Genomic DNA, 24,404 nt, shown 5'->3' with positions numbered 1-24,404 from the left:
TTTATTGTATAAGTTTTTTGTTTTAATCCAGCTGAATTAATTTTAAAATACACTTTATTGTAATATGTAGAGGCAAAGCATAGCGTTTATCTTTGTTATAGGAATAAATTTAAACATACCTAATTGTATATGATAACTAGTGATGAGGTTAATAAGAAAAATATTAAGAAGAAGGTAACTATGGCATCTATAGGTAGAGAAATAAAATACCCACTATATAATAAATTAGAAAAGTTGCCAAAAACAAAATGACTTTTAAAATCAAATGGAATAATAAAATAGAATAAAAACAGGTGAAAGATAAACGAACTTTATTGTATGATTTCTTTTGTTTTAATTAGATTCAATAAAAATATAAACAAATTTTATTGTAATATGTACAATACGAAATATAGATATTATCACAGTCCTAAAAATTAATATATACAAACTTTATTGTATATAACATTAACTAACATATTAACTACTATTAGTAATAGAATTTTGTGTGTAATTTATTATAAATGTGAGATTTTAATAAATGAAAAGGAGGAGAGCAAATGGGAAATTTAAAGAAATTAATGTGCTTTATGTTTGTTATCAACTATATTTTATATGTATCCAGTATTATTGATTAGTGCTAAGCTAACTAAAGATAATTATAGTACTGATTCAAACAAGAATATATATAATTTGAAGGATGATGCAATGTTATCTATGTTATATCGATATATGGGAAATTAAACCGATATTTATCCTGGAATACCAAAACAATTTGATTTGTTTTGGGGCAAAATCCTTAGCATAGAAAGATCAGGTGAAGTGTTTGAATTTGAAATTTAGCATTTAGAGAGCGATGGTATGAAACTTAAAAAAGAATTTGAAGACTTGAGCACAAATCAATTAAATATAGATAAGTATTCTTATAAAATCTAATTGTGAGGAACATATACGTAAGAGTCCAAATAAATACTAAGTTTAACTTGATAATTAATTTTCAAGTTACGCTTAACAAAGATAGTGCCTATATAATTTTATAAAATTATATAGGCACTATCAGCTTTCCATTCTTCTGTTATAGCAATAGCAGTTTCAATATCTACATCAAGTAAATAAGCAACTTTATCTAGTGTTATGAACTCTTTTAAAAATGAAGACCTGATTAAATTATTATAGATTCTATTTTTTTCAAGTTTTAATATTGAGCTAGGTTCAGATTTCGAGTATCCTTTTTTTGCAAGAATATCGAATATCTGACCTTTGACAGATTGTGTTATATAATCATATCTATATAAGGACATTGTAAAGGCACCTAAACTAACACCTAATCTTTGTTTTAAAGTAATTAAGTCACCAAGTAAAAGAGGACGTCTATTTAAAATTTCTTCATATTTTTTTACAATATACCTTGGAACGAGAAAATATCCTGCAAAAGCATCAGCTGTAGCTTCAAAAATATTTTTTTTATCACCATAGTTATTATATAAAATATTATTAGTATAACATTCTCTGTGTAATAAAATATGTGCATACTCATGAAGTAAACTAAATATTTTACGTTCTTCGGTAATTTCATCAGAATCATTAATTAAAATAAAAAATCCTTTGTCAGAACTTAGAGCTGAAACACCAAATAAATTAGAATTACTTAATTTCTTAAATAATACTTTTATACCACTGGATTCTATAGCATAAATGATTTCTGAACCAATTGATTCCTCAATCCCCAGTTTTTTTCTTTGTTCATATGCAATGTTTTCAATGATGATTTCTAGTTCTTTAGGCAATTTATAATTAAATATTTTAAAATTAAGTGCAGGGTCGCTAATTAAAACATTTTTAGAATTTAATTGAATGGATAAGTTATATTGTTCTGGTGTATAAATTATATTCTCACCAAAGTTTTCTAATAGGGCATAATAATCATTTATATATTGTTGCAATTCTATAAGAGAATCATTATCAATGGTTTCTTTTGGATTTGTGGCTCTGAACATTAATGGGGCCATTATTTCTTCATTAATAAAAAAGTAGTCCAAGGATTTACCAAAATATTCAGCTATCAATTTAAGTTTTTCACTATCAATAATACTATTTCCATTAATATAGTTAGAAAAAGTTTGCCTTGTAACACCTATTTTTTTTGAAAGTTCAATTGCTGTTATGTTATAAGATAGCATTAGTTTTTCAATATTGTTCCCAATAACTTCAGATATTTTCACAATAATCACTCCTTTAATAATATCATTATATACATAAGAATGTAATTTTGCAACATACAAATGTTTAATTTTTTTAACATATAAGTTGTAAAAGATAATAGAATAGATAGTGTAAGTTAAAAAAAATTAACTTTATTATTGCATTCACATGATAATTATGGTAATCTTTATACATAAGATAAAAATTAAAAAAACCCAAGTCTGCAAACTTAGGTTTTCATAAAATTACTACAAAAATAAAAACAATCTAGTATTTTTTTGTTATACATGCTTAATTATATCGGATTGAATCTAATAAATCAATAGATAAGGAGCTTTTGGTTTATATTTTTGTATGATATTTTATGTCTTTTTATATCTTAAATAAAATTAATATGAGGTGTAAAGATGTCAAATATAAAACTACAAGATTTAACTGCTATTATCACTGGAACATCACAATATGGTGCTGGTTATGACACTGTTCATGTTGAAACTTTGTTAGTAACTGATGAACCAATTTCTTCAGAAGCTGCTTGGTATGTGCCAAATGGGTCAACAGTTCCACCAGCAGTATTAGAAATTTTTAAGATTTCAAATCTTAAGATGTATCCACAAAGTGAAGCGACTTTATTAAATGGGGTTGACGATATAAAACAACAAGCATTAAGTGGAAATTTGCAAGAGGTAATTAATGATTCTTCAAGATTATTACTTTTATCAATTCTGAAAAAGATTCAATTAAATCCTGTGCCTAGTGCAACAAATACTTATTTATTAACCTATGATTATAAATTGTATCCATTAGATGGAGTTCAAGTTCCAACATTTGAATTTCAAGTGTTGCTTCCTTTTGATACATTAATATTAAGTCCAGGTGGAAGAGTGCAAGTTACTGTATTAACTCCAATAGGAGCTAAAATTAACCAACAAGAAACAAAAGGTACTGTTATACCATCTAATGCTGAATTGCAGGAAGAAGTTTCTGTCAGTTCACAATCTAGAAGGGCAACAATAAGTTTTGCATATCAAAATGACCCGGAGTTTGTAGTAAAATATAACTATTAAAAAACAACAATGTAATATTTAGCCGTTGAATAAGTATTTATTAATGGAATTGAATCTTTGATAATGAAGATTAAAATAGTTTTATTAAATACAATACTTTTTCAATGGCTTAAATTTATATATGAAAGGTATGACAAAACATGAATAAATCAGCTTATAAGGTTTTTATGTTATGTATAATGTTGGTATTGTTTATTCCATTAACAATAGCTATATATTTTGGGTTATATTCAATAAATAATTTTTTCCCTCAGACATATCAAAGGTATGCTACTGGAGGAAGAGCAGATACTAATATATTTTTTAACAGTGAAATTAATGAAAGTACGAAAGTGATAGATTCAATAAGTATAGTTGATTTAAGTGAAGTAAAAGCAGATAGAAGAATTCAAACTTTTTGTAAGGTAATCAATAAAAACAAGTATAAGATTAAAAAAAGTATAATGGCTAATAAATTGTATATGGAATATTTAGATAAAAATGAATTAACAGTTGATGATTTTTTTTCATATTCTGAAAAAATAGCTTCATTAGATGATAACTTTGTTAAGTCTGGTTTTTTCATAAGTGCTTTAATAATAATTTATATTTGTGTAGTTAAATTTAATTGGAGAAATAAATTTTATTGGTTTGCTGGGTTAGTTTATATACTTGATGTATTATCTCAGTTTACTGGAATGCAAATTGATAATTTAGCTTATTATGCAATTATTCAAAAATATGAAACATATGATAACTATATTTCTACAGTACCATTATTATTAGATGCAATTGTTCAAAGTGTTTTAGCATTTATTATTTTTGATTATTTATTGCAAAAATATAGGAAAAAGAGAAGTATTGTAGTAGATAATCTTATTACAGATATAAATAGTATTATTGATAAAATAGAAAGTAGAACAATTACGCCATCAGAAATTAGTAGTTCATGGAAAGTAATTATATTTAAGTTTTTAAAGGTGTGTAGAAAGTTTATTCCTAACTATAAAAGGAAAAAATTCTTTGATAAAATATTTCGTCAAATGACTAATTCTGATGAGGAACTATATGCGCTTATTAATTCTATACAAAAAGAAATAGAAGATGTTTCTTCTTGTAATACAACTAACATAAATGGGTATGGTAAAAAATTAAAAATGCTTAGAGCTAAAATCTATCAGTTAAAAAAGTACGATTTTTAGGATATATTAATTTTGTACTTAGGTTAAATATAATTATAAGATATGTATACTTAAAATACAAAAAGAATAAATTGGGTCAATTTTTTAAGAATTAGTCTTTTTAATTCCCATAGCAATCTGTTTTTGATAATTCAAATAAATAAAGTGGCAATTAATTTTTCTTAATATAATTTTAGTGATGAGGTAATTTTTCATCATCGTGCTTAAAACCTATGACTTTAGTTCCTGTTGGACTAATTTCAATTGTGATTGTGTCTATTCCATACGGAGGATTAAGAGGTCCATAAAAGGTATTAACTTAAACAGTAATAATAAAAGTGAATTTTTTAGAATCTGGTTGAGTTATCGAAATTTTAGACTTATAGAAATTAAAGTCAGAGCCAGTTCCTCCATATATACTAATATTACATAATTTAAATAACATATTCGCGTGGAGTATAAATGTATTATAGAGCTAGAAGAATATATAAAGACAAAAGTAAATGAATTTTATAATGAATGTAGAGAGAAGTTTACTGATCATTTAGACTGTAGAAAGTTATTATTGATTAAAAATGAGATACATCTTGATAATAATAAATAATAGATGCAATTAATAAAACTTCTAAATCAGAGACTATATATGAGATATGGATAGAATTCATAGGTTATAAAGAAGTATATAACTCAGAAACAGATGATTTAGAGGAAGTTGATATAGAAAAGAAATATTTGAAATTAAGATTAAAAACTACAAATGCTGCTGATACGGTGAATCATATCATAAATAAGTAGAAAAAAACAATAGATTTTATATTGACACACTAATATTATTGTTATAATATATAAATACAGATATGATTGTCTTGGCGGATGATCGGTATAATATAATTCAGTTATAATAGATTTGGCGATCTATTGGTATCCCTCAATATTATTGGGGGATTTTTATTTTTATAAGTAATAGTTTATTAAACTGGAAATAAATATTATGAAAGATGGTGTGACATGAATACAGATTTATCTAGAGCCCAGAAATTAATGCATTGGGTTTCTCAAAAATTATATTATAATACTGGGAAGAGTTATCAAAGAAATTGGACAGTTAAGCGTGGGGAAGTTTACTTTGTTGACTTAGGTGAAAATATAGGGAGTGAAGAGAATAAATTAAGGCCATGTATAGTATTGCAATCAAATTCATATAACTTTAAATCACCAGTATTTACTTGTGCAATAATTTCTAGTAGTCCAATAACTATATCAGATATTCAAGTAGAAATAACTAATGAGTATCCGTATAAAGATGAAAATGGACAAGCGAAGTTTTTATGCGGAGCGATAGATTTAGGTCAAATAAAGACTATTGGAAAGGAACGTATAGTTTCTAGGAAGGTATGTACTATAACAAAAGAGATAGATGAGGTTGACATAAAATTATTAAATATATTTGGACTAAGTAATCTACTTAAAAAGAGAGATAATACAATTAAATCCTTAGAAGGTAAGGTTGCTTACTTAAAAAAAATTAATAAGATATAAAATAAAAGAAATACTATTATAAGAAAGTGTAACAATATTATTAGTATAGAATAATATATATTAATACAGTTGTGATTACCTTGGCGGGTAGTCGGCAAAATTAAAATTAGTATAAACATTTATTATGGTCCCTCAGTTATAGAGGGATTTTTTATATGTTAAAAATCTCACTTAGCTATGATATAAAGAATCATAGCTAAGTGAGGTTTTTTATTAAAATATTGAGATGAGTGAGTTATGGATATTTTATTAACAGAATATAGTAAATAACAAAGAATAAACCAATATGATGTATAATTATAGTATTAAATATATAAGGATGTGATAGTATGGCATTAAATCGTAAGTATAGTGTAAATGCGTTAAAAAAGGAAGAAATTCACTTAGCAAATTATTCATCTCGAATATTAAATAAGCGAAAGAAGTTGAATGAGATTATTGGGCAATATATACAAGGAATTCATGTAATATCCGGAATGAGGGGAGTAGGAAAGACAACATTTATAAACTTATTTAAAGATAAATATATAAATAATAGAACTTTTATACACTTGAATGTACTTGATAGTTCTTTTGATTTAATTAGTGAAATTATTATACATATAGATAGTTTAATAAATGATGGAGGTTTAAAAAATGCAGAGCGATGTAGAGAAAAGATAAACAGATTAAAGTATAAAATATTTAATGAAGTATTGATTAAAAGGTCTTTTGAATCAAAAATTACAGAAAAAGAAACAAATAAATTAAAACGAATATTTGGAATTAATATAAAAAAATATATAGATATTAATTTATCAAATAACTTAACTATTGAAGAAGATAAAAAAAATGAAATTATTTATGAAGTTATTAGCACACCTATACAAAAACAAGAAAAAAATATCAAAGAACTAATTTCTATATTAAAAGAACTATCTAATGATAATGGAATCGTAATAATTTTAGATGAAATTGATAAGTTATCTGATAATGAGTTCGACATATTATTAGATAAAAATAAGGAATTATTTTTAGAAAGTGGACTTGTATATTTTATGGTATGTGATACTAAAAAGTATATTAATATAAGGTATGATAAAAAGTATATGAATATATTTAATAGATTTATATACTTACCTTTATTATCTTGGGAAGAGTATTTGGTTATATCCCCTAAAATAAAAGAATTTAATAATATTGAAAGTGTGAAAAAAAGTTATTGCTATACACTTGGAAATTATAGGAGGATTATAACATTTGAAGAGAATGATGAATTTTATAAATATTCAAATAGTATTTGGAATATTATAAATGAGACAGAGGCAAGTAATATTTACAAGAATTCACCAGAGCCGTTAAAAGATATACTTAAAGAATTCTTATTTGACATCTTTAATATATTAAAGATAAGTACATATTTAACTGATAAAGAAATTAACAATATAAAAGATAAACATACATTTATATCTAATATAAATATCATTATTGATAGAATTATTGAATTGTTAAAAACGTCAAAATATATTGATTATATAAATGGCAGATATATTTTAAAGGAAGATGATAAGGAATTATATTATGTTAAATCAGATACTTTAGAGAATGAAATATTAAAAATATATAAGCCTAAAGAATTTAGGGTGATGGATAGGAATAGATATAGAATAGAGGAATTATCTACATCAGAGATGGGTGATTTATTAGACATCATTACATGGCATAGAACTGAGTTAGACGCTGTATTAATTTTTAGACAAGAGGTAACATATGAAACTATAAATAATATTAGTTATCACGCTGTCATACTAACAAATAATAATTTATGTTCAACTGCATTTGTAAATGTAAGCGGATTTTCATGGAATCATGAATGCATAGCTAGTTATAGTGACATGAAAAAATATCTTAGTGATAGAAATATCGTATATAAAGAATATGAATTAAGAATAGACGAAACAGTAAAAGAGGCATTTGAAAATAAGCAGCATATATATATGAGAGACTTGTATGTAATGTGGCAAAATTAAATAAGTAAACTCACGATTATTAGGGATAAGAAACACCATACCATAGATAAATGGTTTGCATATTTTCCCCCATACATTGCATGTAAAACTATCTTAATCAATAAAGAAAGACCAACTTTACAAATATTTATTGATTTAATTTGAATATTGAAATTAAGTATATAAATTGTTTTAATAACATGTAGCCTTAAAAGGCTGTTAACTATAAAGAGTATTTATTACAGAATGGGTTATCAACCAGTTTAATTTTTCTATAACATGTTAAGAATATTTATTGGTATAATATCTTTAAATAACATAGAAATACTTTGGGTTGGAGTAAAATAAATGATTAACAAAATCGCAAACATGAAGTTTTTTGCAAAGAGAAAAAATAATTCAAAACGAATATATTATGTACAAGATACATATACAAAAATAACTGATTATTTTAACGTAATACAAAATAAAAATGTTGTATTTGTATGTATAGGAACTAATAGGACTCATAGTGTTGATGCATTAGGTCCATTTATAGGTTCTATTCTAAAAGAAAATAAAGATTTTGATATTCCTATCTATGGAACCTTAACAGACCCAATAAATGCAAAGAATATAAATGAAAAAATAAAGATTATTAGAACTAAACATCCTAAACAGATTCTAATAGCAATTGATGCATCTCTTTCAGCCAAAGAAGATGTTGGTAAAATAATAATAAAAGATAGTGGATTAATTGCAGGAAAAGGGATAGGTAAGAATCATGCATATGTAGGGGATATATCGATTCAAGGTATTATGGGTGAATTAGAATTAGACGTTGTTAGATATTATGTAGATATGAAGTTTCTTAGTGATATGGCCTTTGAAATTGCGAAAGGAATAATAAAGTCATTTATGAAATGTTAGACTAAACTCTGTAGAATTTCAGAAAATGATAGGAGAGAATTATTTGACGGTAAACATAAATAGAAATTATATATCATGCAGAGATAGAAAATTATTGGTTTTTCATAGTCATACTTTGAACGGATTCTGATATGTAAAGACAACAATAGAATCATTCTTAAAGCAATAAAAAGAGAGCCTATTAAGGATGCAAATAAGGAAGCATACTTAATAGGCTCATTATGAAATTTTTTAATATATCATAATATACTTCTATAGAGTATTCCCAGTCCTTATCTTTCTATAATTTCAAGCCTTATTCAGAATTAATCTAAATAAGGAGGTTTATTTAATTCATTGTCAGAAAATTTTCTGATTGATTCTGCTAAATAATTTCGTAGATAAGGAGTCATTTCTTTCCGAAAACCTAATTTTTTGATGTACTGATGAACTGTTAGAATATTACTATCTTTAATTGAATTCTTTACTGTGTAATCAATTTTCCTAATAAGATATTCTTCTCTTGTTTCATAGGATTCTTCAATAATTTTTTTTGTAATTGGTAATTTAGTTAAATTGTTTAATATTGAAGTAAGGTGGTAATTGATTCTCTTGGATATATTTGGCCTTGTGATTTTAAGATCTGTATTTTCTTTAATGTCATTTATAGCTATTAGTACTGTGTTACTCAACTCTAAGTCTCTGTTTGCCCAATCAACCTGTTCTTTATGCTCGTAAAAAGTTTTTTTTGGAGGCATTATATTATCATACCATTCTTTGTCATTTGCTAAAACTGTATTACATTCTCTATGTAAGACCTTAAATATCTCTCGTCTAGACATATCTTTATGCTCACGTATGAATTTGAGAATAACATCTTTATGGCGCTCTAATAAGTCAGCATTTTCTCTTACTATGTCTTTTATTGGTCTATACTTAACTTTTGTATTCAAGTGATGAAGCAATTGATTTTTGGTGGCATGTGACATTATCTTACCAAAGCTACAATTTAGAATAGAACACAACTGTCTTATAGAATAATTTTCTGTAATAATCAAATTAGTAGCTTTATTTTCCCATTCTATACCCCAGTTAATAACTGACTTAAAAGTATAGCGGTTATCTAGCATTTGCTCATTAGATTTTCTAGTATAAGTAAACCCACATTTGCAAGCAAATACACCGTAAGAAGTTGAGTCATGTGTGGATTTTTTTAATTTATATGAAGAAATCATGTCTTTTTTATAATGTTCAGAAGCAATATTTAAACAGGGCCAAGGACCTTGACCAAACGGTAGATATTCTTCATTTGAGTTTATAAAATTATTAAATCCACCATATAAGAATCTTATAGCTAATAAATGTTTTATAGGATTAAGATTAAAAGTAATGTTTTGACTTATTCCATAAAGCCAATCGGTATTAGAGCTTTCTGTAATATTAGAATTTACAAAGGTTAGGAAATCATCCGTATAAAAGGTTGAAAAATCCTGTACTAATTTTTTGTGATTAACGATTCCTTTATTACTTGAATAGCCAGTTATAAGTAGTTTCTGCTTATACATATTCAAGATTCTTTCAATATTGTAATTATTAATGTTTGCATTTAATAAGCAGATAATATCAGACTGAAGTCCCAGAAGTTGATTATATATATCATCATTTATATTCAAAGGGATTGCTTGATCTATAATGTTGTTGATTACAAAATACCTGTTTGTATATTTAGAATCAGATAGATCTACATAATCAAGAATTATATTATGATATTGACATATAAAACAACATGGAATCTGATGAGATCTATGTATATAAGCTTCACCATATTTTTTTTCATCATCAACAACACATTGAGAGCAAACTTTAACAACTTTATCACTAAATAAAATAGAAGGATATTTATTTCCAATCCCTTTAGTTCCAAACTGCATTGCTTTTATTATATACTTTGACTGACTGTCTCTTAGAAACGGCTTATAAAAAGGAAAAGAAGTATTATTTTTAATAATATCGTCAGGAAAAATATTCAAAGCGTCCGGAAGATTAGAGCATAGAAAATTTAAATTTAGAGGATATTGGAGGGTTATGTAATCATGCTGTATGCCTAGAAGGTTATAGTTTGTATGCCTATTAGATCTGTAACCAGTCAATTCATTATAACGCCCAAACCAACTATAGAATATCTCGTCATTATATGGTGTTGTAATAAAATCAATCAAACAAAACACCCTTTCCATTTAATATATATGTATATATTCTTTTCATTTTTTTAATCTATATTCTTTAAAGACTAACAAATGTTAATAATCTAGAATAATTAATATATAAAGGATTTGTTATGGAGATAGCTTCTATGAATGAAAAAATTCTATAAATGTTGAATAAAATTTCAAATAAGGTTAATAAATAAAAATAGAAATTTATTGCTATGGCATAGTATTTCTAGGATTTTGCAAATTTACAACTCTAAAAGAGTATATTTTGCATGCCCTAAAATACTTTGCCATTTTTTTATATCGAGCATAATGATATTGGCAACAACTATGTTCAATAGTGATATATAGTGATCAAAATCATAAAAAAATCAATATAGTAATTTCTTTAGAGGTGTTAGATGACCAAAATTAGAAAAACGGATAAAGCAAGACTACGGGAAAAGAGGGGGCAAGGATATGGATTAGAATATAAACCGTGGATATTACCTCATGAGGTACCATCAGATGGACGTTGTCACAAAATATTGGGATGGAAACATAATAGAGTACATTATTTATTGTCAGATGGGGAATTGTGGGCATTTTTAATACTGCAGATGCAAGATAATGTACTTGATATACGGGAGCAATTTCCGCTATTGCCAATCAATGAAACTTTGGAGATTGCTGAAAGGTTAAATGTGTTACATCCTCCTAAATACAAAATAAATAGAGAAGAGAAAACTGTATTAACATCAGATTTTAATATTCTCGTTAAATGTGATATAGGTGTAAAAGAAATTGTAAGAACATTAAAGACAGAGGAGGACTACCAAAAAAGAAGAACTCAAGAAAAATTGCTAATAGAAAAAGAATTTTGGAGTAAAAAAGGGATTGACTGGGGAGTAATAACTCACAATGAAGAAAGCAAAGTGATAGGAAGAAATATATACAGCATTTATCAAGATTATTTTTGGAATGACGCAATGAATCTTAATGATATCGAGTTAAAATGGCTAATTGAAAAATTTAAAGATATGCTTTCTAAAAGTAATATGAATGTTATTAAAACAACAAGTGAATTTGAAAGAGTTATGGGATGGTGTGAAGGGGAAGGTCTTAGCTTTTTAAAATATCTCCTAACTCACAAAGAAGTTAAAGCTAATTTTAGAAAAAAATTTAATTATTATGATATGGATGTTTGGCTATAATTTATAGAGGTGTACATATGGAGAGTTTTATAAAAAATAATGATATACTGAAAAATTTAAATACAAATGAAGTCGAAAGGGTTTTATGGATTGAAGTGTCTCAAGAGAATTGCTTCTGTATTGAAATGTTGACTAGAAAACTAAAAATTAATATAAGAACTTTAAAAGATATAAATAGAGGTTTCAAAGATGGAATATACACAATCCTTCCTAATCAAGATTTTTATAAGATTATAAATGAAGATACTTTATCCAAAAGTAGAAAAGAACAATTAAATAACAGATACAAGATTGTAAGTGAAATTGACAATGTTGAAAATATTCCTCTATGTCTTTATAGAAATTATAGAGGAAAGTTTGTTAAAAAAGCCATAGAAAAATATAATGTCTCAGAGAAATGTGTTTATGACTATTTAAGAAGGTATTGGCAAGGAGGAAGAACCAAGGATTCATTATCAGATAACTATGATAATTGTGGAAAGAGTAAAGACAGAAATTATATAAAAAAGCCGGGTAGAAAGAGTGTATCATCAAAGATTACTGGAATCGAAGGGAAAATACTAGATTTACAAGATAAAAAGAATTTTGAATATGGGATTAATAGATATTACAGATATAATGATAAAATGCCAATTACCAAAACATTTGATAATATTATTGCTGATAATTATAAAGGAAAGAAGTGGTATGAGAAACCCACATTTGATCAATTTTATAATTGGTTCAATCAGAATATAGATAAAAATAAGATGGAATATGACAGAAAGGGGAAGAAGAACTACCAGAATAATGTTAGAGGGTTGAGTTCTGATTCAGTATATGAGTCATATAGCCCAGGACTAAGGTATCAAGTAGATTCAACAGTATTTCCTATATACCTAGTAAATAGGATTGATAGAAACTTAGGTATAGGAAAACCAGTGGTATACTTTGCTGTGGATGTTTTTTCAACTAAAGTAACTGGAATACACGTTGGGTTACATCAAGATTCTTGGAATGGATATGCAAAGTTGCTTTATAATACTTTTCAGGATAAAGAAAAGTACTGTGCCTATTTTGGTATAAAGTTACCTGAAGATGAGTGGAATGTAACTGGATCACCACAAATAATTATGGCGGATAGGGGAGGATTCATTGCTAAAAATTCTGACCTTTTAGTAGAATATCTTAAAGTTTCGATTGAATATGCACCTTCTTATATTGGAAGTGCAAAAGGTACAGTTGAACAAAAATTTAAGATAATTGAATATATGATTAAACATGACTTACCAGGCATAATAATGAATAAGTATAGAGAACGTGGTCAGAAGGATTACAGAAAGGATGCAAAATTGGATATTTATGAATTTACCCAAATTGTTATTGAAGCAGTTTTAGAGAGAAATGCAAAAGTTATGAATAATTACCCCCTTGAAAAAGAGCTCGTTTGGGCAGGTGTTTCCCCAGTGGCAAATGAAATATGGAATTGGGGAATCAAAAATAAGAAGGGAAAGTTAAGAAGTCAACCAGAGGATAAATTGAGATATTATTTATTAAGACATGCGAACGCTTCAATAACTGAGAAAGGGATACAGTATAAAAATATGTTATATACTTGTGATATAGCACAAAAAGAAAATTTGTTTTCTAGAATCAATAAAAATAGGCATATTGAGATTGCTTATGATTCAGATTGTATGAATTCCATAATGATGTATAATAATAACTCTAATAAATATATTGAGTGTCAGATAAATAGATGTATGACATCAAATGACATTTACATTAATAGAACTTTAGAAGAAATTGAGAAGTATGATGAGTTAGTTAGAGTAAAAAAAGAAACTGTATATAGGGATGCAAATGATAATTTATTTGCTAATAAAAGGGAAATTAGACAGGGGATTGTTTCAGAAGCAGTTAAAAAAAGTAATGGCAGTAAAGTTAAAATTGAAGACATAGATGAAAATAGGAGTATTGAAAAAGCATTTTATGATGAGAAACAATCTTTAACAAAAGAACAATGTTCAGTAAATAATAAGGAGTATAGAAATATTAGTGGGAGATTAGATGAGAATGATGAAGTAAAATTTGAAAATATAAAAAAAAATTCAAGAGATGTTTTATCTGATTTTATAAAAAATAAAATGTTTAATAAAAATTAGTTTTAAAATAAATAAGATAAATAAGAACCAAGAAAAATTAAGGGCTTATTAAATATAAAAGTATAAAAATGAAGGGAAGTGAATTTTAGTGGAAAGTGGTACTTACAGTACACTTTATCACTAGAAGGAAGGTTATGCCAGTAACTAAGTATTATGAGGGTGTTACTAATAATCAATATGAAGACATTAATGAAGGCAAGTTCTTATTTAGAGAACATATAGAGGCTAGATATATCAAACAAGAACTTCCACAATATAAAGGAAATTTATTAATTGAAGCATTGCCACCGATAAAGAACTTTGAGCAAGTATTTGATTTTCTGAAGAGATTTCCTGTTTATAGTGAAGAGGAAAGATATTACTCTAATGAATATAGAATTCATTCTATATTTAGATTGCTTGATTACGTGCTGCCTACATCATCAAATTTATTAACTGATGAATATTTATCTATTATTATTAGGAATGGATATGTTAGTAAAAGAATTGATACACCTCAGTATTTGAAGACACTTAAAAAAGCTAATAGTAACTTATTTAGTGATAATATTGAGAACAATGAACTTATAACTCATTGTTCAATATCATCTAATTCAGCTACGGGATGTTTAATTATAGGGCCAAGTGGTTCAGGTAAAACAACAGGAGTAAATAATATTCTCTCTCAATATCCTCAGGTTATAAGGCATGTGATTGATTACGGTGAAAGCAAAGGTGTTTTTACTCAGATACCATGGATACGTGTTGATTGCTCTTATAATGGAAAAATTTCTGGGGTATGCAGCCAATTTTTTCAAGAGATTGATTTGTTATTAGGAACTAAATATACTAATCAGTACTCTAAAAGAGGTGCATTAGTAGATAGAATGATTGCATCAATTTCATTCTTAGCATTAAAGTATGGTATTGGAGTACTAGTTGTTGATGAAATTCAGCATATTAGACATACTAATAATGGAGAGTCATTATTTAACTTCTTCGTTACTTTATCAAATACTATTAAAATACCGATCGTTTTTATTGGAACATATAAAGCAAGTAAGACAATTTTAGGGGAGCAATATAGACATGGTAGAAAGGCAGAAGGAATTGGGACTATTGAGTATCTTAGATTGAAACAGAAAGAAAACGAGTGGGATACCTTTATTGAATTTCTTTGGAATTATCAATGGCTAAAAAATAAAACACCACTAACACAGAAATTAAAGGATCTAATGTATAAAAGAACAATAGGTATAATTGATAGAGCCAATAAATTATTTATGGCAGTTCAGCTTGAAGCAATATTTTCAGGTGAAGAAAAAATAACAGAAGAACTAATCAATAGGGTTGCAGATGAAAAATTTAAACTAACAGGTGCAATAATAAAAGCCTTTGAATCTGGAGACCCTAATGAAATTAGTAAGTGTGAGGATATTAAGGCCCCAGACATGAATATAGAAAATTATCTTGGAAGAAATAAGGCCACAGAAAAAATAAATCAAATCTATAACGATGAAAAATTTAAAGAAAGTGTTAATAAGCAAATGATCATTGATAGTATAATTATTGGATTAAATACTACAATGCAATATGATAAAAAGACAATAGAAAAAGTTGCTATTAGAGTAGTTAGCAATAAAGGGTTTGATACAGATATAGGAGTCTTAATAAGAGAAGTTGCTAAACAAATGTTGGTTGAAGAGCTACAAACTGAAAAAGAAATTAAATTTAAGCAGACTAAAAGATCAAATAAAAATGGTGACATCAAAAAAAGTAAGAACTTGCTTGATAACTTTCAAGAGGAAAATAAAAAAGATATACTTGATGGTATACAGTAAGGAGTAATTATTATGATTTATGATTTCCCAGCCCTATATAAAGATGAACTTTTATATAGCATATTAGGAAGATATCATCTAACTGATGGAAATAGAAACACTAAAATTCTATTTAAACAACTATTTGGAAAGTCTACAGTCACCCCGGTAATTGACATCCCATGTAATATTGAGAAATTTAGTAATTGCATTCCCGAGAATTTAGGATATTCTAGTAACGAAATTATTAAGAATTACACACTATTTCCACTATACTCTCCATTTATGGATATAGGAAAAAGACAGGAATGTATTGATATTATAAAATTTAAAGACGGTAAAGGAATAAAGCATAAGATTGGAATAATAGCTGGTAGTATATGCAAAAAGAAAAACATATATTATTGTCCAGAATGCGTTAAGTTTGAGATAACTAATTACGGTGAAACATTTATACATAGGCTACATCAGGTTCAAGGTGTACACATATGTGAAAAGCATTGTTGTAAATTAAAAGAATATAAGAATGTCTTAAAAAGTAAAGCAAGCTTTAATTACATAGATATTAGAAAAATAGATGATAGTCCAGAATATATTTCAGATAGAAAAGTATATTTAAAATTATTGAAAATATCTCAAGAAGTTAAATATCTACTTGAAAATGACTTGAGTTTACACTTAGATCAGAATACTATTCGGCAAAGATACTATAATATATTGTTTGAAAAAGGGTATATAACTGCAAATAATAATGTAAAGCAGTCAAAGCTTATGGATGACTTTATTAATTATTATGGTGATGATTTTTTAGTTAATGTGGGTTCTCCAATTAGCATATCTAATGAAAGTAATTGGTTAAAGGTTATGCTTCGAAAGCCTAAACAAAAAATCCATCCTATAAGACATATACTTTTTATAGATTTTTTAGTTGGTAGTATAGAACAATTTATTATGTATACAAATAAGAAGAATGTATATCTATGTTTAAATCGTTGGTGCAATCATTATAAAGATAACAATATGACAAAGTTTAAAATTACTGCTGATTACAAAACAAGAGAACTTGTTGCAACCGTAAAATGTGAGAATTGTGGCTTTATTTATTCAAGAAAAGTAAATAAAGATATGAATAAAGTAGGAAGAATTAAAAATTTTGGGCCAGTTTGGTGTAATAAATTAGCAGAGGTCTTAAGGAGTAATATGTCATTAAGAGCCATGTCTAGAGAAATGGGGTGTGATTGTAAGACAATAGTTAAATATGCTGAAAAATTGAGATATAGTAATTTGACTTGTAGTGATATGAATATAGGTAATGAAAAAAATGATAATACAAATGAAATGAATTTTGGGGAAAGAAATAATTATAGAAATAGTATTATTAAATTCATGGAAAAAAATCCTTGTATGACTATTTCCTCTATAAGACTAAATAGATATAAAGAATTTGCATGGTTATATAAAAATGATAGAGATTGGCTTCATGATAATCTTCCTGAACCACGTAGAAATAGGCACAAAGAATATAATAAGGTAGATTGGGAAAAAAGAGATAATATTTTATTAATGTTATTAAAGAACGACTATAATTCTATTAAAAGAAGTCAAGAAACAGTAAGGATAACCAAAACACTCTTAGGACGACGGGTCGGAAAGTTATCATATATAGAGAAAAAGCTTGATAAATTGCCATTATGTAAGGAATATTTGGAAAGTGTACAAGAGACAGTAGAGGAATATCAAATAAGAAGGGTATATTCTGTATGTTCTGATTTGATAAATAGAAATGAAAGTATTGTCGGTTGGAAAGTTAGAAAATTAGCTGGTCTAAAAAATAATATATCTGAAATAGTTAAACAAAAAATAGAGAGGGCTATAGCAAATTATGTTGATATTTCTTGAACTAATAAGATATTTCTAGTTTTGTAGTATTATTTAAAAAAATAATGTTATGATGATTTTGAAAAATGAATAGTCCGTATTATTTAAGAACGTGCAGTTATAGGAAAGGCACGTTTTTATTATACGAAGCATTTTGCCAGTAATAGGGATTGGCTATAAAAATCGATTAACAAATAGTGTAATTAATTTTATAGAGTGTAATTTTAGTATTTAAAAGGAGTTTATGTTAATTTGTAGAATATTGAAATTAATATCAAAAGCATATGAATATTAAATCTATAAAAAGAAGTTAAAATATAATTAGGAAAGATTTAAATTGGGGGATGTTTATGGCAACATTAACTTTTAATGAACAGGAAAGATTTGAAAAACTTTTTGGAATGAGTTCTGGCTATGTTTTGGATTTTAGTAATAGAAAATTTCAGCAATTTATTTATAGTGTAATGAATATTGATATTTACCAAAAGTATGAGTATGCATCAAAAGCAAAGTTGTTAAGACAAATTATTTTGGATTATGACAATGTTATTGTAGGAAAGTTGTTGATGGAATTACTTAGTTATATGAGAGATAACATCTCAATAGATGACAAGGAAAAGAAACTATTCAGCAGTTGTGTAGAGATTGCAAATAGACTTATGGGTAAGAAAATTACTGTCAAGCAATCATCTAGTAAAGTAACTACAACTAAAGTAATATTTAATTATGAGGAAAGCTTAAAGAAGTTAGTTGAGCTAACATCTATTGATAATAATCAAAAGCGAGGATTTGCTTTTGAAAAGTATTTGTTTGAATTGTTTAAACAAAATGAACTTGAGCCAAGAAGTAGTTTTAGAATAACTGGTGAGCAGATTGATGGTAGTTTTATACTAAACAAAGAAGTATATTTGCTTGAAGCAAAGTGGACAAAATCACAAATAGATAAAGGTGACTTAGTAATATTTAATGAGAAAGTATCATCAAAATCTGGCTTTACAAGAGGTCTATTTATTAGTTTCTCAGGTTATACAAGTGAAGCGATTGAAACTTTTGCAAATGGAAGAACCGTAAATATCATATTGATGACAGTACAAGAGTTAGTAATATTGTTGCAAAGAAAGCTAGATTTTAAAGATATACTTTGGAGAAAAGTACGATTCTTAGCAGAAGAAGGAGATTTTTTCAAAAATACTATTGAATTATAAATTATTATGAGGATGAAAGGATATAGGTACATCAATATATGTTCAAATGCTAAGATCATAGAACTGTTTTTTTATAATAGAAAGATAGCCTAGTGGGAGTTAAACTAATGAAAAGATTATATTTAATTGCATAGTTAACTCTATAGTAAAGTTGTTAGCCCAAATACAATAAAATAAATAGTGAAGATTAAATATTGAGTAATTCAAGAAAGTCAAAGGAGATATTATAATGACAAAAGCATATAAATACATTAAATTATAGAGGTATTTGTAAATTCCTACAGAGCCTATTTGTACGTTGTCATTTAATAATACTGGACAAATTGCAGAAAGAATGTTATTAAAGTCAGCATACTTTCATTTTGAGGTATGATGAGCAAATGCCCACACTCATCCATAAATAATAGCATGGATAGGTTATGAATATAAAACTAAGTATGTGACTGGTATATATAAATATGAAAAAGTTATTTTTGTAAAATGAAACAGTAAATTGAATTTTTGTTGAAAGAGAATATAAGGAGAAGCGAGGAGTATAAAATGATACTTAATAATTTGTATAATTTCAAAAATCCAGTAAAAAATTTCTTGGATATAGACAATATTAAATTGCCCGAAAATATATCTTCCTTTGAACTTGAAGAATTGTGCTGGGTTGAGCCTTTTAATTTTAGAATAAGAAAGCAAGATGATAAGTATCGTACTATTAAAATGCCCAATATTTTAAATTTTGCACGGGCATATGAAGAATTTAAGGACATGCCGTATTTTGAAAGAATTCAAGATATGGATTATTCGCATAAGCGTTTATCAGCAAATCTTGAAACTGGAGATTTTACATCAGGAGAATATGATAGACAATTAGAAGAAGATTTTGAAAGATTATGTGTATATGATAATCTGATTAAAATGGACATAAAGGAATACTATGGGAGAATATATACTCATAATATTGTTCCTCCAGAACATAATGATCGATTTTTATCTAATATGAATTTAGGGGCAACTAACGGTTTGATAATGGGAAATTATTTATCATTATATTTTGCAGAAGTTAATTTAACTAATATAAGTAAAGATATAGAAAAAGAAATTGAAAACTCCTTTATACAATGTGATTTCTCTTATTTTTCTGATGATTTTTACTTCTTCTGCAATAAAAATGATAATGAGAAGATTATTAAAATTTTTGATAAAGTATTGGAAAAATATGAACTTGAAAGAAATGCGTCTAAAAAAGAAATAAGCACTTATGAAACCTTTAATAACTACAATTTAGTAGCCAGGTATTGGAAAAAAGTAATCGCTCATTGTAATGTTAGATTTGATGAAGAAAGAAATAATAATAAGTTATATTTTATTAATCAAATAGTATATAGAATGTCTAATTTAGAGGATAATAAATTAAAAAAAACTTTCATTAATAATTTCTTTAAAACAAAATACTTTAGAGAGTTACCTATTGATAAATATCAGATTAAGAATTATGATTATCACCAGTTATGCTTTATCTTTAAGTTTTCTCCAGAGGCTATGCTATATGCTATTGATAAGTTTAGTATAATGAATGATTTTGATAAGACTAGAATACGCAAATTTTTCCAGATAAGATATAAAGAGATACTTCAAGAACCGTTTAATGATGAACAATTATACTTTTATTATGCAATAAAAATATTGAATTTCACAGATTTGCTAATAGAACAGAAGAATGTTGTACTTAACTCTAATAATCAGATATTAATTTCGTATTATCTCAAAGATGGTCTATTTGAAAATGAAGAAATTAATATCTTAAAATCCAACCAAGATGAGAAGTATTGGTTTCAAAATTATCATTTGATACTATGTTCACCTGATTTGTTAGGTGACCTAGAAAATAGCATCAATAGGTATTTAATACCTGATAATGCAAAAGAGAAAGAAAACGACAAGCCTAACAAAGTTGCAAAGAAAGCTTGCCAAAAGAAGTCATATATGGACTTTTATAAAGAAAACTTGGAATTGAGAAATTTTATAATTAGAGATATATCAGATGTTCACGCTGAGATTATAAATTATTTAAGATTAAAAATTGAAGAAAATATTGCTATTTTTGAAGAAGAAGATTAAGCAGAACTAATATAATTTTAAAATGTAGTAGATGGCTTAATGACAGAACATAATCAACGGAAAGCTGAATGAAAGCAGAATATATATCCGAAATGTATTCTTATTATGTCCCAAGTAATTATTATTATGATTGTTTGATAAATAGCATAATTATATTAGTAAGATATCAGATGAAATTTTGAAAGTGGACATCCATTTTAGTTAAATAGCTCATTACTAAAGTGGACATATTATTGATTATATAAAAGTATAGTAAATAATCTTTTCATAATATCCACAATTGATTAGACTAGCATCGCTACCTGCATGTAGGATGCTTTTAAATTAAAATATGGAGGCTACTTATGGAAGAAACATTTGATGTTGAAAAATATCGTAAAGAAAATCCAATGGATTATATAAAAGCAATTGAATTTATTAAAGAGAATCCGACTAATGGTGATGTAATGAAAGCTTTATATGATATAACTAGATTACATATACCGGACATTCTGTATAAATATTATTTTTTATCTGAGGATTGTAATGAGAATAATCTAAGATTTCAAACTTTAGTAGATAAAAAGGTGTATATGTCAGATAGTAAAAGTTTAAATGATCCGTTTGATAATAAAGCATTTTTTTACAAGGTAGAAAGTCTAATTGACTACGAAGTACTAAAGAAATGTAATGGAAGACTTATAGAGGATTTTTCATCATTTCATAGGCTATCTTGTTTTACAAGCAATGGGGTTAATTGTATGCCTATGTAGGCACATTATTCAAATAATCATAGAGGATTCTGTGTAGCTTATGACATGAATGATAAATATAATGATTCATTAAGATCATGTATGCTACCAATACAGTATGTAAATAAACGAATTGATATTACTGAAGTAATGAGAAACCAAGTAGAAAATATGTTAAATAAGAAGGAAGAATCAATAAGATTAGGAGAAAAAAGAATATTAATTGATGATTTAACATTGATATGGGTTTCAACTTATTACAGTTGTCTAAAACATAAATCATGGAGTTATGAAAATGAGTTTAGATGTTCTGTAGCGTCAAACGCAAAAGGAATGCCATATATACAAGCTATGCCTAAAGCTATATATATTTGGAATAAGTGTACAGAAGTTAATAAAAAATATCTAGTAGATATAGCATATACTCTAAATGTACCAATTTATTTTATGGGATTTGATGAGTATGCTTTAAGTTATGAGCTAAATCCTCAAAAGATAATATAATTAGTTTTTATAAGTAGTTTAATGACGAAATTCCTTAATGAATTTTAATAATATAAAACACTATTAGTATGTAAGTTGGGGTCAAGTATATAAATAAGTAGATATCTTATATGAAAAGTGTATGAATATACATAAAGATTAATAATTATTCATCTTTATGTGGTTACACTTACTAACTATATTTAATTAATATTTATGTAAAGGATAATAAAATAAGTTAAACTTACTAACATTATTAGAAGTAATTAAATTAGTGATTAAGAGAAACAAAGGGTTTAGCACACTCTAAATTTACTAACTTTATTTAGCAGATACAACTATAATTCTTAATCGAGTAAATTATGGTAAGTTAATTCAAGGGTTAAATATTCATATGGGGTGAGTTTATGAATAATGAATTAGTAAAATTATTAGCTGAGTACAAAGAAGAAAAAAGATGCTTAGAAATGGGTATCGAATGGCTAAGAGATAAAGATTATGCTATAGGAAAGCTTGAAAAAGTTAATGTGATAATAGCTGATCTTGAAAAGTTAGTAAATTAGATTTTAAGATAAAAGACACATTCTCAAGAGATTGAGAATGTGTTTTTTTATATGGAATTATATATTTTGATTAGAGTCTTATTTCCTATTCGAGATAAATAAATGTTACAATAAATATGCAAGTAATTAGTTTAATTGTAATAAGGTGGGATAGGGGTATGAGAAAGGTTATTCTTTCTATAGGTACTGTATTAAGTATAATGTTATTCGTATTAATAGGATGTAGTAATACTAATAATAAAAAAATATCAGATGAAATAATTGGTAATCCTGATAAGATACTAGTCTATAAGGATGGAAATAAGAAAGAAATTCTATCTAGTGATTCAAATTTTGAAAAAATAGTTAATTTAACTAATGATAGAATTGATAAGGAGAGTATATCTGTAGCAAAAGACGGTGTTGATATCGACAAAACAGTCAATGATAATAAGAAGTATTTGGGAGTAGAGTTCATATACAATGAAGAACAAAAAATGGATATAAAAAATTCAAATGGCTTTTCGCCAATAAAATATTATAGACTGTATTTTAGTTTAGATATTAAAAATAACCCCAATACCGACTATTTCCAATATGGAACTAAAGAGAAATATGTAGATTCCTCTAGAGGTCCTATAAAATCACCAGATAAAGTTATAAATATTATAAATAATATATAAAAGAAGGATAGAAATACTTGAAACCTATTAACAAATTAAGCAAATCAAAATATTGGAGATGTGTACTTTTAAGTGAGTAGGTAATTTTTCATCCTCATGTTTAAAATCTATAACTCTAGTTCCATATGGGCTAGTTTCAATTGTGATTGTTTCTATACCATATGGAGGATTATGAGGTCCAACAAATGTAACAACTTGAACAGTAATAGTAAAAGTGAAAAGCTCAGGATCCGGTTGAGTTACTGTTAATTTAGCCTTAGATAAGTCAAATTGACGTCCAATTCCTCCATAATATTTACTTAAAGAGTCCGTAATATAAGGATATAATATGGAACGAAGAGCATCATCACTTAATGATGAATCACTCTTAACACCATATGAAGTATTTAAAACTTCTGGCTTTACTTTCATGGCCGGAATTTGAATAAGTATAAATAAGCAAAGAAAAAAATAAATTAAATTTTTAAATAACTTCATTAAGTCATCACCTCTATATATATTAATATTGCATAGTTCAAACAAAATATGTGGATGTACTTTGATTTGAAGCATCTAAAACAATATGATACTATAGTAGGAAAGAATGGTAATAATATGA

Annotated in this window: 17 protein-coding genes and 2 pseudogenes; 15 read left to right on the top strand and 4 right to left on the bottom strand. The window is 26.5% G+C overall.

Going from position 1 to position 24,404, the window contains the following annotated elements; genetic code table 11:
- Positions 1 to 1,013 precede the first annotated feature (1,013 nt).
- Positions 1,014 to 2,201, bottom strand: coding sequence for a helix-turn-helix domain-containing protein (locus tag PTZ02_RS16765; RefSeq protein WP_274228933.1), 1,188 nt, complete (start codon positions 2,199 to 2,201; stop codon positions 1,014 to 1,016).
- Between the two features lie 387 nt (positions 2,202 to 2,588).
- Between PTZ02_RS16765 and PTZ02_RS16760 the strand changes: the two genes are divergently transcribed.
- Together PTZ02_RS16760 and PTZ02_RS16755 are read left to right on the top strand one after the other, a co-directional pair.
- Entirely contained in the window at positions 2,589 to 3,248 is a 660-nt protein-coding gene (locus tag PTZ02_RS16760; RefSeq protein WP_274228932.1) for a hypothetical protein, read from the top strand.
- A gap of 140 nt (positions 3,249 to 3,388) precedes the next feature.
- The gene (locus PTZ02_RS16755) at positions 3,389 to 4,429 is read left to right on the top strand and encodes a hypothetical protein (RefSeq protein ID WP_274228931.1); all 1,041 of its coding nucleotides are present in this window, start codon (positions 3,389 to 3,391) and stop codon (positions 4,427 to 4,429) included.
- A gap of 172 nt (positions 4,430 to 4,601) precedes the next feature.
- Here PTZ02_RS16755 and PTZ02_RS19715 read toward each other — a convergent pair.
- Positions 4,602 to 4,715 (bottom strand): annotated as a pseudogene (locus PTZ02_RS19715) (DUF3888 domain-containing protein); the annotation flags it as partial.
- A gap of 701 nt (positions 4,716 to 5,416) precedes the next feature.
- Between PTZ02_RS19715 and PTZ02_RS16750 the strand changes: the two are divergent.
- The 3 genes from PTZ02_RS16750 (at position 5,417) to yyaC (ending at position 8,844) form a co-directional block, all read left to right on the top strand.
- A complete protein-coding gene (locus tag PTZ02_RS16750; RefSeq protein ID WP_274228930.1) occupies positions 5,417 to 5,947 on the top strand; it encodes a type II toxin-antitoxin system PemK/MazF family toxin in 531 nt (176 codons plus the stop codon).
- Between the two features lie 329 nt (positions 5,948 to 6,276).
- The gene (locus PTZ02_RS16745) at positions 6,277 to 7,956 is read left to right on the top strand and encodes a P-loop NTPase fold protein (protein WP_274228929.1); all 1,680 of its coding nucleotides are present in this window, start codon (positions 6,277 to 6,279) and stop codon (positions 7,954 to 7,956) included.
- Positions 7,957 to 8,283: 327 nt separating this feature from the next.
- On the top strand, positions 8,284 to 8,844 hold the full coding sequence (gene yyaC / locus PTZ02_RS16740) for a spore protease YyaC (RefSeq protein ID WP_274228928.1): 561 nt from the start codon (positions 8,284 to 8,286) through the stop codon (positions 8,842 to 8,844).
- Between the two features lie 305 nt (positions 8,845 to 9,149).
- On the opposite strand, the gene PTZ02_RS16735 is transcribed toward yyaC, so the two are convergent.
- Positions 9,150 to 11,060, bottom strand: coding sequence for a TnsD family Tn7-like transposition protein (locus PTZ02_RS16735; RefSeq protein WP_274228927.1), 1,911 nt, complete (start codon positions 11,058 to 11,060; stop codon positions 9,150 to 9,152).
- A 377-nt stretch (positions 11,061 to 11,437) separates the two neighbouring features.
- On the opposite strand from PTZ02_RS16735, the gene PTZ02_RS16730 reads away from it, so the two are divergent.
- The 10 genes and pseudogenes from PTZ02_RS16730 (at position 11,438) to PTZ02_RS16685 (ending at position 23,806) form a co-directional block, all read left to right on the top strand.
- The gene (locus PTZ02_RS16730) at positions 11,438 to 12,229 is read left to right on the top strand and encodes a TnsA endonuclease N-terminal domain-containing protein (protein WP_274228926.1); all 792 of its coding nucleotides are present in this window, start codon (positions 11,438 to 11,440) and stop codon (positions 12,227 to 12,229) included.
- A gap of 17 nt (positions 12,230 to 12,246) precedes the next feature.
- Positions 12,247 to 14,373, top strand: coding sequence for a hypothetical protein (locus tag PTZ02_RS16725; protein ID WP_274228925.1), 2,127 nt, complete (start codon positions 12,247 to 12,249; stop codon positions 14,371 to 14,373).
- Positions 14,374 to 14,507: 134 nt separating this feature from the next.
- On the top strand, positions 14,508 to 16,193 hold the full coding sequence (locus PTZ02_RS16720) for an ATP-binding protein (RefSeq protein ID WP_274228924.1): 1,686 nt from the start codon (positions 14,508 to 14,510) through the stop codon (positions 16,191 to 16,193).
- A 12-nt stretch (positions 16,194 to 16,205) separates the two neighbouring features.
- Complete coding sequence (locus PTZ02_RS16715; protein WP_274228923.1) at positions 16,206 to 18,071, top strand: TnsD family Tn7-like transposition protein; 1,866 nt, start codon at positions 16,206 to 16,208, stop codon at positions 18,069 to 18,071.
- A gap of 329 nt (positions 18,072 to 18,400) precedes the next feature.
- Positions 18,401 to 19,255, top strand: a complete 855-nt coding sequence (locus PTZ02_RS16710) for a restriction endonuclease (protein ID WP_274228922.1) — start codon at positions 18,401 to 18,403, stop codon at positions 19,253 to 19,255.
- Positions 19,256 to 19,795: 540 nt separating this feature from the next.
- Positions 19,796 to 21,367: a hypothetical protein gene (locus PTZ02_RS16705; protein ID WP_274228921.1), complete on the top strand. Its 1,572-nt coding sequence runs from the start codon at positions 19,796 to 19,798 to the stop codon at positions 21,365 to 21,367.
- Between the two features lie 344 nt (positions 21,368 to 21,711).
- A complete protein-coding gene (locus PTZ02_RS16700; protein ID WP_274228920.1) occupies positions 21,712 to 22,119 on the top strand; it encodes a hypothetical protein in 408 nt (135 codons plus the stop codon).
- A gap of 12 nt (positions 22,120 to 22,131) precedes the next feature.
- Positions 22,132 to 22,602: pseudogene (locus tag PTZ02_RS16695) on the top strand (DUF2971 domain-containing protein); the annotation flags it as partial.
- A gap of 386 nt (positions 22,603 to 22,988) precedes the next feature.
- Positions 22,989 to 23,144: a hypothetical protein gene (locus PTZ02_RS16690; protein ID WP_238884365.1), complete on the top strand. Its 156-nt coding sequence runs from the start codon at positions 22,989 to 22,991 to the stop codon at positions 23,142 to 23,144.
- Between the two features lie 158 nt (positions 23,145 to 23,302).
- On the top strand, positions 23,303 to 23,806 hold the full coding sequence (locus PTZ02_RS16685) for a hypothetical protein (RefSeq protein ID WP_274228919.1): 504 nt from the start codon (positions 23,303 to 23,305) through the stop codon (positions 23,804 to 23,806).
- A 27-nt stretch (positions 23,807 to 23,833) separates the two neighbouring features.
- On the opposite strand, the gene PTZ02_RS16680 is transcribed toward PTZ02_RS16685, so the two are convergent.
- Positions 23,834 to 24,283 (bottom strand): DUF3888 domain-containing protein, encoded by a 450-nt coding sequence (locus PTZ02_RS16680; RefSeq protein WP_274228918.1) that lies wholly within the window; start codon positions 24,281 to 24,283, stop codon positions 23,834 to 23,836.
- Positions 24,284 to 24,404: the final 121 nt, after the last annotated feature.

The sequence above is a fragment of the Clostridium sp. 'White wine YQ' genome, from assembly GCF_028728205.1.
Classification (GTDB): Bacteria; Bacillota; Clostridia; order Clostridiales; family Clostridiaceae; genus Clostridium_T.
Note: the sequence above shows the minus strand (reverse complement) of the source record. Positions and strands in the feature narration are given on the sequence as shown.